The 10,741-nt window shown below is 70.3% G+C and carries 12 protein-coding genes and 1 pseudogene; 2 read left to right on the forward strand and 11 right to left on the reverse strand.

Translation table 11 applies throughout. The annotated features are described in order from the left end of the window. Positions 1-277: 277 nt before the first annotated feature. Together RB628_RS25190 and RB628_RS25195 are read right to left on the reverse strand one after the other, a co-directional pair. Positions 278-1,171 carry a terpene synthase family protein gene (locus RB628_RS25190; protein WP_318322800.1) on the reverse strand — a complete coding sequence of 298 codons (894 nt, stop codon included), beginning with the start codon at positions 1,169-1,171 and terminating at the stop codon, positions 278-280. 84 nt (positions 1,172-1,255) lie between these two features. After that, a complete protein-coding gene (locus tag RB628_RS25195; RefSeq protein ID WP_318322801.1) occupies positions 1,256-1,648 on the reverse strand; it encodes a hypothetical protein in 393 nt (130 codons plus the stop codon). A gap of 717 nt (positions 1,649-2,365) precedes the next feature. Between RB628_RS25195 and RB628_RS25200 the strand changes: the two genes are divergently transcribed. Together RB628_RS25200 and RB628_RS25205 are read left to right on the forward strand one after the other, a co-directional pair. Further along, entirely contained in the window at positions 2,366-3,361 is a 996-nt protein-coding gene (locus RB628_RS25200) for an Acg family FMN-binding oxidoreductase (protein WP_318322802.1), read from the forward strand. A 439-nt stretch (positions 3,362-3,800) separates the two neighbouring features. Beyond that, positions 3,801-4,502, forward strand: a complete 702-nt coding sequence (locus RB628_RS25205) for a PE-PGRS family protein (protein WP_318322803.1) — start codon at positions 3,801-3,803, stop codon at positions 4,500-4,502. Between the two features lie 29 nt (positions 4,503-4,531). On the opposite strand, the gene RB628_RS25210 is transcribed toward RB628_RS25205, so the two are convergent. The 9 genes and pseudogenes from RB628_RS25210 to narH form a co-directional block, all read right to left on the reverse strand. After that, positions 4,532-4,882, reverse strand: coding sequence for a cupin domain-containing protein (locus tag RB628_RS25210; RefSeq protein ID WP_318322804.1), 351 nt, complete (start codon positions 4,880-4,882; stop codon positions 4,532-4,534). Between the two features lie 13 nt (positions 4,883-4,895). After that, complete coding sequence (locus RB628_RS25215) at positions 4,896-5,087, reverse strand: hypothetical protein (RefSeq protein WP_318322805.1); 192 nt, start codon at positions 5,085-5,087, stop codon at positions 4,896-4,898. A gap of 436 nt (positions 5,088-5,523) precedes the next feature. Next, a complete protein-coding gene (locus RB628_RS25220) occupies positions 5,524-5,967 on the reverse strand; it encodes a pyridoxal-phosphate dependent enzyme (RefSeq protein WP_318322806.1) in 444 nt (147 codons plus the stop codon). Positions 5,968-6,160: 193 nt separating this feature from the next. After that, complete coding sequence (locus RB628_RS25225; protein ID WP_318322807.1) at positions 6,161-6,442, reverse strand: hypothetical protein; 282 nt, start codon at positions 6,440-6,442, stop codon at positions 6,161-6,163. Next, positions 6,424-6,876, reverse strand: a pseudogene (locus RB628_RS25230) (peptidoglycan bridge formation glycyltransferase FemA/FemB family protein); the annotation flags it as partial. The pseudogene RB628_RS25230 and the gene RB628_RS25225, both read right to left, overlap by 19 nt. A 111-nt stretch (positions 6,877-6,987) precedes the next feature. Then, a complete protein-coding gene (locus RB628_RS25235; RefSeq protein WP_318322808.1) occupies positions 6,988-7,623 on the reverse strand; it encodes a vitamin K epoxide reductase family protein in 636 nt (211 codons plus the stop codon). Between the two features lie 5 nt (positions 7,624-7,628). Continuing rightward, the gene (narI, locus tag RB628_RS25240) at positions 7,629-8,405 is read right to left on the reverse strand and encodes a respiratory nitrate reductase subunit gamma (protein WP_318322809.1); all 777 of its coding nucleotides are present in this window, start codon (positions 8,403-8,405) and stop codon (positions 7,629-7,631) included. After that, on the reverse strand, positions 8,402-9,229 hold the full coding sequence (gene narJ, locus RB628_RS25245; protein ID WP_318322810.1) for a nitrate reductase molybdenum cofactor assembly chaperone: 828 nt from the start codon (positions 9,227-9,229) through the stop codon (positions 8,402-8,404). Before narJ ends, narI begins: the two co-directional genes overlap by 4 nt. Further along, entirely contained in the window at positions 9,226-10,740 is a 1,515-nt protein-coding gene (gene narH, locus RB628_RS25250) for a nitrate reductase subunit beta (protein ID WP_318322811.1), read from the reverse strand. Before narH ends, narJ begins: the two co-directional genes overlap by 4 nt. Between the last annotated feature and the right edge of the window lies 1 nt (position 10,741).

The following is a 10,741-nucleotide window of genomic DNA, read 5'->3' on the forward strand; positions in this document are numbered from 1 at the left end:
TCACGGTGGCCAGATCCATACCGCTCCACCAGTGACAGGGCGAGCGCGGATTCAAGGACCCGGCTTCGGCAGGAGTCGCGCACAGCACCGTCCGCTCCCACCCGGTTCAGCACGTGCGCCAGAAGACGCCTACGTCCGGCAGGCAGCGCTGCCGGGAAATGCGACGACGGCCAAGCCGGGGGGAGCTGCTCGGCGGCAGGAAGTCTCATCGATAGCACAGTCCTTGGGCACGGCAAACACGTTGAATGCGAACCGATAGGGGTGGGAGTGAACGAGATCAGTCACATAGACCGGGGCACTCGAGCGACCAACGGGCGTCGAAGCGATCGGTGACACCGAGCCAGCGCAGCGTCGCGGCGACAAAGGACCCGAGAGCCGCCACGTAACGCTGCACTCCGTCCCGCTCAGTTCCGGGAGCGGACAGCGCGGTCAATGAAGCGGCAAGGGCGTGGAAAACCCTGACTCGGTCATTTCGCATGCCGGTGACCTGCTCGCGTGCAGAGGACAGGGAGCAGCCGCGTTCACGGCCCAGCACGGTCACCAGGTTGTCGCGGTCCTCCCGCAGGTCGTCCTCGGCCGAGACCAGGTCATTGGTCCAGCCGGCCACATCAGCCGCAGCCAGCCGCAACGCGCTCATGAGGTCTTCCCCTCCGGGGAGCCCGGGCCAGGGCGCGCCGGCGGTGCACTCCAGGATGTCCGCCATGGGCAACGCGGTAATAGTCCTACGGCGCCGCAGGATGTAGTCGCTGAGCCCCAGCCGGACCGAGTCTGTACGGCTGATGGCTTCTTCACGCGTGGCCAGGGCGAAGTCGCGGTAGTCGGCAACGAACCGCTCCCGCCACTGAGTGGACATCCGCGGAGCTGTACGCCGCCACAGGTCATCCAGGGCCTGCTCGATCCCGCTGCCCGGTCCGGCCGCGCCGCCGGTGGTCACGGCCAGCAGCCGGTCGAACAACGCCGCGACCTCCTCTGGGTGGGCATCGACCCGGCTGCGGTCGAACCGGTCGTCGAGCAGGCAGATGAACGCAGCCCACTGGGCCGTCAGTTCCAGGTCGCAGACGCTCGCCTCCGGCACGGTCAGGCCAGCGAATTCCCCCAGCCGCATGGCAACCAGACGCTTCTCCTCAAAAGCGTCAACCACCAGTCTCAAATCCCGCGCCCACGCCAGCACTGCGGCGTCGGCCTTCTCAGTCCGGACATCACCCGGGAGGCCAAGACAGGGAAGGCCGACGTCAGATTCCCTCAACATTGCAGCTCAGCCCAGCGTCGGGACCACATCGACACGGCCCGCGAGCGTGGCCAGGCTGCTCCCCGTGGGAACCGGCGACGCACCGAACGCCCGGGAGAACACCGCCGCACCGTCCTGCGTGAGCATCGTGTCGAACGGCTTGCCCTCAACCGAGCCAGGCGAGTTCAGGGACGGCATGGTGACTGTCATCTTCGTCATGTCGAGCTCGTACGTGGAGAGATCAACCGGATTCGCTGCCTCATCTCCCACAGCCGCATCCATCGAAATCGACCGTTGCGCCAAGTTACCGTGCGCCCCGGTGAAGCGCAGACTGCGCCCGTCCGAGACCCTGGTGAAGGTCATGCCACCACCCGCAGTCCAGGACCCCTCAGTCAGATCGAGACTGATCTTGCCCTCCATCGGCCACTGCACGCACGGGGCCGGCCCCGAAGAGTCGAGCACAGCCGGAGCACCAGCCGACACCACGACCCCGTCAGCCGCCAGATGCTCAGCAGCCGCAGACGACAAGCACCACGTGACCGTCCCGGCAACAGGCACCACCGGTCCCGCAGCCACAGCCGCGGACACGGCAATGGCGGACAGGGAAACCAGAGCAGTGGCGATCACAGCACGACGCCGCATGGGCAAGCCTTCCGTTGTAGGACCGTCAGAATTGCCTACAACACCCCCAACATCGGGTGAATGAACGTTATCGCAGTTGAAGTTCACCTGAAGGCGTGAGCCAGCGGCCTGCACCTGCTGAGCGGCGACAAGAACCCGCACGTCGGTCCACCTTTAATCGGTAGGCTCGACGGGCTGATGGGCCGCGACCTGCGGGGCCGGATGGCCGGGATGGTGGAAACCGGGAAGATCGATTTCGGCGTCCGCGCCTGACTCCATCATCGGTTTGTGGGTACAGAGGCGAGAGGGGCGATCGGCCGCAACACTGAGGCCCCTGCGCACCGTGTTCCGTCATGGCCGCGTCGGTGTGCGGATTCCGGGTGCTCGGAGGTGCCGCCGGGCAGACACTGGAATCGGCCCATCGGGTGCGGGCCGGATGGCCGTCGTCGTAGGCCGGCCCGCTGATGCGGTACCTGGTGGGGCCCGCGTCACGGCGGGGCAGGACAGGAGGATTCCATGGCTTCGCGCGAACTCGACGAGAAGACGGTGACCATGCTCGTGGCCGAGGCCACGGCGGCTCCGTCCATGCACAACGCGCAGCCCTGGCGTTTCCAGTACGTCGCCGACGAGCGTCTCCTGCTGCTGCGCGCCGACCTCGCGCGGGCCATGCCCCGGTCCGATCCCGGCAACCGGGCGCTGCACATCGGCTGCGGGGCGGCGCTGTTCAACCTGCGCGTCGCCGCCGCGCACACGGACCTCACCCCCGGCATCCGGCTGCTGCCCGAGCCACAGGATCCGCTGCTGCTCGCGGCCGTCCACCTGGCCGACCCGGGCGAGCGACGCTTGCGGGAGGACGACCTGGCGCGGCTGCATGAGGCGATCCGGCAGCGGCACACCAGCCGCCATCCCTTCGCCGAGAAGGACATCCCTGAGGACGTCCAGGCCGCCTTGCAGGATGCGGCGGCGCGCGAGTCGGCCGTCCTCCTCTTCCCCGGCCCCTGGCACGCCGAGACCGTGCTCGACCTGGTCCGCGATGCGGAGAGCCGCGACGCCATGGACTCCGGCGCCCGCGCGGACCTCATCCGCTGGACCCGGCTCGGGGCGGAGGCGGACACCGCCGTCGACGGCGTCCCCGAGTACGCCTTCGGCCCGCGCAAACGGGACGGCAAGGCTCCTGTACGGGACTTCACCGGACGCCGACCGGTGGCTGACCGCGGCAGCACCGCCTTCGAGCACACCCCGCAGCTGGCCCTGCTGAGCACCCCCGGTGACGGACCCGCCGACTGGCTGCGCGCCGGACAGGCCCTGGAACGGGTTCTGCTGGAGGCAACCCTGGCCGACCTGGCCACCTCCCTGACCTCTCATGCCCTGGAAGACCGCGAGCTGCGCCTGCTGGCCCGCGACCCCGGATTGGGCACGGGCCAGGTGCAGATGGTGCTGCGACTCGGCTACGGCCCCCGGGGCCCGGCTACCCCCCGTCGCCCGGTGAGAGATGTCCTCGACATCGTGTGACCGAGGCCCCCGGCCCCGGCTGGGCAGGAAGACGTGGCTCTCCGGCCGTCGACGGGTCCGACGCCGCTTGTGTGCGCCGCGTGTGGTTCAGCTGGTGTGATCCGCCTCGGTGGGGGCACGCGGCGAGCAGGCGCGTTTCCGCGGGACGGGCGTGAGATTCTGCGGTTCGGCAGGGAGCCGCGGGCCTCTGTTCCTGCGGTCGACGGATAGTACCGGTGTGCCGCGTGTCAGGCTCCGGCAGGGCGTAGCGCTGCCAGTCCCAGGCGTGCACCAGGTGCAGGGGGAACCTCACCTGAACATCACACCGTTACGGTGACGGATCGGCGACCGGTGGAGGCAGAGACCAACGGGGTCGTCTTGCGAGGGCCGATCGGCCCCGTTGTGAAAGGCCGGCTGGGCCCGGTCGGCTGCCGAAGCGCCGCCGGGCACAATGCCGTTCATGACAGACGACGCGGGCGATGGCATGGATGCTCCTCAACTGGGTGAGGCCGTGGCGCTGTTGGCGGGCTTCCTGGGCGCTGAGCCGTTGACCGCGGCCATCACCTCACTGGAGCGGGACCTGGCGGAAAGGCCGGCGAGGGAGATCGGTGACATGGCCGCCACTCGGGGAATCAGTCCTGAACTGATGGTGGCTGCGCTGACCGTGCGTGAGAGCCTCGGCCGGCTGAACGACCTCATCCACGCGGCCGGGATCGTGCTGGCGCTGCCGCATCTCCTGGAGGACGGGGAGGAGATCGCCGTACGTCCTTCGCTGGCCGCCGGCAACGACCCGGGCCGGCCCTTCGACCTGGAGACGGACCGGCGCGTGGCGGAGTTCAAACTTGCGCGGTGGCGTGGCGCGGACGCCATGCGCAAGCGGCAGACGTTCAAGGACCTGGTCATGCTTGCCGCCGACGGCACGGGCCGGCGCGCCGAGCTGTTCGTCGTCGGACCTGAGCCCGGCCGCTTCCTGCGGACCTCCAGGGCGACAGCGGCCTGGGCACTGGACCGCACGCCGCACGCGCGCCGCGTCTTCGAGGAGTCCTTCGGCTCCCTGGACGTCTCGGTCGCGGAGTTCACCGAGCGCCACGCCGGCCATGTCCGGGTCACCGACCTGTGCGACGTACTGCCGCCCATGGTGGCAGCGGCGCTGGTGCGCTGATCAGCGCAGGGCACTCGGCCAGGCGTCGGTCATGCTGCGGAAGGCGCCCCGGATCCGGACGGCTCGGGGGCGGGCAGCATGGTCAGCAGCATGACGCTGGGCTCGGTGGCGCGCACGGTGTGCGGCAGACGTGCGGGCAGGTGGATCCAGCTCCCGGGCGTCGCCTCGGTCTTCTCGTCACCCAGGACGAGGTCGAGGCGGCCCTGGACGACCTGGATCACCACGGGGAGGGCGGAGGTGTGCTCGGTCAGTTCCTGGCCGGCGGCGAAGGCGAAGCCGACGACGCGCAGGCGGTCGTCGCGGTACAGGACGCGGCTGAGTGTGCCGTCCTCGGGCACGGTCAATTCGGCGGCCAGGTCGGTGATCACGGTGGCAGTCATCTGGGACAGCTCCTCAGGGCCGGGACGGGGTGGGGACGGCGAGCAGGCTGATCGCGCCCAGGTGGGCGCTGTGGCGTTGGAAGTCGCGGCGCATGTGCAGCACTCGGCGCAGTGCGGACGGGTTGCGCAGGGCACGGCCGGCGATGCGCAGGGCGGAAACCAGTCCTTCGTCGGCGACGAGGCGGCGTGGTTCGAGCAGTGCCATCGGTGCGGTCTTGTGGGCGGTGACGGTGAAGCCCTCGTCGGCGAGGAGTTCACGCCAAGCGGTGGGGGTCAGGGGGCGGGCGCCGACGTGGACGGCCTCCCGCGAGTCATGGTGCCTCGCTCTCTGCCTGCATCGGTATTACTTAGGTAAACCTAATCCGGAGAGGTGACGGGGCGCGGGGGCCGAACGTCCCGATTGAAGGGCCGGTGGGCCTGTCACTACTGGTAGCGGAACAGGTCGGTGCTGAGGTAACGCTCCCGGCAGGATGACGACGATCAGGGCGCCCTTGCCTGTGGGTAGCGGGCGAGGGTGGTGACTGCGTGGAGGGCTACTCCGCCGGAGACTCCGGTGGGGATGCCCTCGGTGCGGGCAGGCGGCGGGCCTCGGCGCGGGCCTGAGCGCGGAGACGCGCTGCACGGTGTGATAGACCTCGGTGTCAGAGGACATCGGGGACGAAGCCGGCGCCGGGGCCCTGGATGCGGTGCGGGCCGGGGGCGTCGCCGGACAGGACGGCCGACTCCGCCGACTCTACGGCCACCACGGTGATGTCGGGATTCTCCTCCTTGAGTACCTGGCCGGCACCGGCCACCAGGATGTCGCCCTGTCCGGCGGTGTCGTGCCAGATCTCCTGGGCAGTGGTGCGGCGGTGGGCGTCGGGGTTGGCCGGGTTACGGAACTGCTGCGGCATGAACCATCTGTTGCGCTCGGCCAGTTCGGTGGCCCGGGCGACCGCGCCGGGCATGCCCTCGGCGGCCGGGGTCAGGATCAGATCCGCGCAGTGGGCGCGCAGTAGGGCGCGCCGCTCTACGACGCGCAGCTGCGCGCGGCCGGCGTCGACACCACCGACGCCGTCGCCGTGTTCGCCTACACCGTCGACCACATTTATGCCGCCGATCTGGGCCGGCTGGTCGCCCCCGTCTTCGATCCGCTGGGCCTCGACTGACGCATCAACGTCGGCGTACTGTCCGCTCAGGCCGCCCGTGAGACCTTCGTCACCCTCTCGGACAGGTCGTCGCCGCCGAGGAGCCCGAACAGTCGGCGCAAGCGCTGCGGGCCATGACCCGGGATCACGCTCACCGCCCGGTCACTCTCTGCAGCGCCGCGACGATCTTCTCCGGCTTCGGCGGGCATCCGGGCACGGCCGGATCAACCGGTACGACGTCGGAGACGGCGCCCTCGACGCCGTACCCGCCGGCGAACCCCGCAGTTGATCGCGCAGTCGCGGACCGCGACCACCAGCCGCAGCTCGGGGCATCGCGGCGACGGTTCGGCGCAGCGGCTCGGCCATGTTCCGGGTCACCGGTCCGGTCACCAGGGCCACGTCCGCATGCCGGGGCGAGGCGAGCGCGGTCCACATCCGTTGGAAGTAGGCCAGCGGGCGGGGAATGAACAGGCCCCGTTCAGCGGTCTCCACATTGATGTCGTAGAAGGCGGGCAGGTCCTCGTAGTCGCCCTGGACGACCTTGACGCCGACCTTCTCCGCCTTCTTGATGTTGGGGCGCCATCGCTGGTTGATGCTCCGCTGCAGGTCCTCCAAGTATCCTCCGGCGAAGGGTACTTGGAGAACGTGGCGCGGCTGGCCCGCTGCGAAGCCGTCCTCGCCGGCGGGCTCGGTCTGCTGCCAGCCCATCCGGCGCAGCCGGTCGGCGATGTCGAAGGCCCGCGGCCCGTGCACGCTGGCCTCCATGTCCCGCAGCCGCCGGGCCTGCGGGTCGGAGATCGCAGCCTTGACCGCCTCGGCACTCCAGCGGCGGGCTGCCACGGGCGGCCCCTGTCTCGAGCTCGATGCCCAGGTCGGCCTTGAGAGCGGCCGTCCATTCCTTCAGAACGTCGTCCATGATTGATCGTTGTTCTCTCGTCCGTGTGACCTGCGAGCGGCTTGAGCGGAGTGCGGCGTCGGCTACAGCAGGCTGCTCCAGTACGCCCAGAAGCGGGTGAGGACGAGGAGTGCGATCACGCCGTACCAGGCGCCGAGGAGCATCCAGTGCGTGTCCCGCACGACCGCCAGCACCCCGCTGGGCACGGGGATGATGCCGCGTTCCAGGCAGTGCAGGGTGACGTACCAGAACAGGGCGATGGTCACGACCCAGACGACGGCGCAGTAGGGGCAGAGCTTGTTGAGTTCGTAGAGCGACTGCGCGATCAGCCAGTGCGCGAACACCACCGCCACCAGTGCACCGGCGTCCAGCGCGAGCCATAGCCGCGGGTGCAGGCGCGCCCCGGCGAGCACGGCGACGCCCAGGGCGGCCACGGCGGCGAAGGCGCCCAGGCCGAGCAGCATGTTGGGGAAGCCGAACAGGCTGCCCTGCGGGCTGGACATGACGCTGCCGCAGCTCACGACGGGGCTGATATTGCAGGGTGGTTGGTAGGCGGGGTCGCGCAGGAGCCGCCAGTCGTCCACGGTGAGCTGGAACGAGGCGAGCCAGCCGACGGTTCCGGTGAGGAGCATCACCAGGCCCGTTCGGCGGCTCGCGCCCACTGCGCTCGCGCGCCGGATGGTCGTGGCGTCCGGTGCGAGCGCGGGTCCGTGGCTCATGCGGCTCACCGGGAGCCGGAGGCCGACCGGGTCCGGCCCGCGGACGTCGGGGCTGCCGCCGGTGTGGCCCGCCTGCGGTAGACGAGGTACGGGCGGGCCAGGTAGCCGATCGGGGCGCTCCACACGTGGACGAGGCGGGTGAAGGGCCAGGCGGCGAAGAGCAGGAAGGCGGTCAGGGCGTGCAGTTGGAAGAGCAGCGGGGCGCCGCCGATCGCCTCCGGGTGCGGCTGGAGGACGAACAGGCCGCGGAACCAGACGGAGACGGTGGAGCGGTAGTCGTAGCCGGCGCCGAAGACGTTGTGGGCGGCGGTGGCGGTGATGCCCAGCACGACGGTGGCGGACAGCAGGGGGAAGAGGAGTTTGTCGCTGCGGTCGGTGGTGAGCCGGATCCTGCGGGTCAGGAGCCGGCGGGTGCACAGCATGCCGAGGCCCGCGACCATGGCGATGCCCGCCACCGAGCCCGCCCAGACGGCCGTGGTGTGGTATGTGTGCTCGCTGATGCCGACGGCCTCGGTCCACGAGTCCGGAATGGCGAGTCCCACGACATGCCCGGCGATCACCATGAAGGCACCCAGGTGGAACAGCGGGCTGCCCCAGCGCAGCCAGCGGTGTTCGAGGAGCTGGCTGGTGTGCGTGGTCCAGCCGAACTGGTCCTGGCGGTAGCGCCAGATGTGTCCGACCACGAATACCGCGAGGCAGACGTACGGGACGGCGACCCACAGCAGGAGGTCGGTGCCGCTCGCCGCCGCGGCGGCCGACGGGGAGAGGGATGCGGCGTTCATCGGGTGCCTTCCATACGGCTGGTGGTCGGGTCGGCGGGCGGCACACGGGTCGGCGGAGCGGCCGTCGGCGGCACGAACGTGCCCGGAGGGGCGAACTCCCCTTCCCCGTACGTTCCGTAGGGGTCGAGGCCGACCTCCTCGTTCGGCGGGCCCTCGGCGACGAGCTGGGCCACCGCCGCGCGGTCCGCCTCGGTGGGCGGCGGCAGCAGGGTGAGCAGCGCGGCCAGGACGTGCCGGTACGGCGAGTCGGCGTCGGCCAACGCCCGGTGGATCAGCTCCAGCCCGCGGCGGTGCTGGCGCAGCGGGGCCTCGCCGCCACCCGGGCCCGCCAGGGCGGCGAACTCCAGCACGACCGGCAGGTGGTCGGGCAGTTCACCCCCGTCGATGTCCCAGCCCGCGGCCTTGTACCGCTGGTTCAAAGTGAGCAGGGCCATGCCCCGGCGGCGGGTGTCGCCGTGCAGGTAGTAGGTGAGGTAGAGGCTGCTCTTGCGGCGCAGGTCGAACATCTCGACGTAGTGGCGCTCCAGTGCCTCCGGCTCCTGGTCGGCGAACCATGTGGTGAAGTCGGCCAGGTGCTCGGCGGCGGGCGAGGGCGGCAACGTCTCGATGGACGCGGTCAACACCGCTCGGCAGGCGGCGAGTTCGGCGTCCGGGTACTGCAGGAGCAGTGAGCACAGCCGCAGCAGCAGGGTGCGTGACTCGGCCTCCTCGGGTGTGAGGCGGGCCGGGCGGCGTACAGCGGCGCGGACGCGGGTGCGGACGAGGGCGGGAATGGATGGGGGTCCCCCCAGGCGTTTAGCACTGGGGGAGGGCAGCGGGCTCACGGACGGTCTCCGACGGGGGCTTCGGGCGCACGGCGGCGCAGGGTGGGGATGCCGAGAATCACTCGTCGGCCACCGGCGTCCGCCGGGCCGTCGGACGATTCGACCGGGCAGCGGTTCTCCATCGCGCTGAGCGCGGCGGCATCCTCCTTGTGGGCGGCCGGGACGACGTAGCGGTCCTGGTATTTGGCGATGGCGAGAAGCCGGTGCAAGTCCTCCGCCTCGCGCGAGGTGAGGCCGACGGCCTTCAGCGCTGCCTCGTCGCCGTCCTCCCCGAGGGTGCGTTCACGCATGTACGAGCGCAGGGCGGTGAGCTTCATCAGCACCCCGGCGACCACATCGGCGTCCCCGGCGGTGAACAGCTCCGCCAGGTACTCCAGCGGGATGCGCAGCCGGGTGACGGCGGCGAAGACGTGGTCGGGGTCGTCCTGGTTTCCGCCCGCGGCGTCGACGGCGTCCAGGACGGGGGAGAGCGGGGGTACGTACCAGACCATCGGCATCGTCCGGTACTCCGGGTGCAGCGGCAGCGCCACCTTGTACCGCGTCACGAGGTCGTAGACCGGGGAGCGGCGGGCCGCGTCCAGCCAGTCCTCCGGGATGCCGGCCTCCCGCGACGCCGCGATCACGTCGGGGTCGTGCGGGTCGAGGAAGACGCCGCGCTGCGCGTCGAGCAGGTCCTTCTCGTCGGGGGTGGCCGCGGCCTCGCCGACGCGGTCGGCGTCGTACAGCAGCAGCCCGAGGTAGCGCAGGCGGCCGACGCAGGTCTCCGAGCAGACGGTGGGCTGGCCGGCCTCGATGCGCGGGAAGCAGAAGGTGCACTTCTCGGCCTTGCCGGTGGCGTGGTTGACGTACACCTTCTTGTACGGGCATGCCGTCACGCACATGCGCCAGCCCCGGCAGCGATCCTGGTCGACCAGCACGATGCCGTCCTCGACCCGCTTGTACATCGCGCCCGAGGGGCAGGCCGACACGCAGGCCGGGTTGAGGCAGTGTTCGCACAGGCGGGGCAGGTGGAAGAGGAAGGTCTGCTCGAACTCGAACTTGACCTTCTCCGCCCATTCGCCGGTCAGGTTGGGGTCGCCGGCGGCGTTCTCGGGTGCACCGCCCAGGCCGTCCTCCCAGTTGGCGCCCCACGTGATGGACGTGGGCTTGCCGGTGAGCACCGAGCGCGGGCGGGCCACGGGCATGTCCTTGCCCGCCGGGGCGCTGACGAGGTTGTCGTAGTCGTAGGTGACCGGCTCGTAGTAGTCCTCGATGGACGGCAGGTCCGGGTTGGAGAACAGGGACAGGAGCCTCTTGATCCGGCCGCCGGAGCGCAGGACGAGACGCCCGCGCTTGTCGAGCATCCAGCCGCCCTTCCACTGCTCCTGGTCCTCGTAGCGCCGGGGATACCCGACGCCGGGCTTGGTCTCGACGTTGTTGAACCAGGCGTACTCGACCCCGGTGCGGTTGGTCCACGTCTGCTTGCAGGTGACCGAGCAGGTGTGGCAGCCGATGCACTTGTCGAGGTTCATC

This window comes from Streptomyces sp. ADMS, from assembly GCF_033441795.1.
Taxonomy (GTDB): domain Bacteria; phylum Actinomycetota; class Actinomycetes; order Streptomycetales; family Streptomycetaceae; genus Streptomyces.

Bases quoted from the DNA above. Each gene is read 5' to 3' on its own strand.
- narH (WP_318322811.1), bottom strand. From the start codon at position 10,740: ATGAACCTCGACAAGTGCATCGGCTGCCACACCTGCTCGGTCACCTGC.
- RB628_RS25210 (WP_318322804.1), bottom strand. From the start codon at position 4,882: ATGACTGCCACCGTGATCACCGACCTGGCCGCCGAATTGACCGTGCCC.
- RB628_RS25200 (WP_318322802.1), top strand. From the start codon at position 2,366: ATGGCTTCGCGCGAACTCGACGAGAAGACGGTGACCATGCTCGTGGCC.
- RB628_RS25215 (WP_318322805.1), bottom strand. From the start codon at position 5,087: ATGGCACTGCTCGAACCACGCCGCCTCGTCGCCGACGAAGGACTGGTT.
- RB628_RS25235 (WP_318322808.1), bottom strand. From the start codon at position 7,623: ATGAGCCACGGACCCGCGCTCGCACCGGACGCCACGACCATCCGGCGC.
- narI (WP_318322809.1), bottom strand. From the start codon at position 8,405: ATGAACGCCGCATCCCTCTCCCCGTCGGCCGCCGCGGCGGCGAGCGGC.
- RB628_RS25205 (WP_318322803.1), top strand. From the start codon at position 3,801: ATGACAGACGACGCGGGCGATGGCATGGATGCTCCTCAACTGGGTGAG.
- RB628_RS25195 (WP_318322801.1), bottom strand. From the start codon at position 1,648: ATGGAGGGCAAGATCAGTCTCGATCTGACTGAGGGGTCCTGGACTGCG.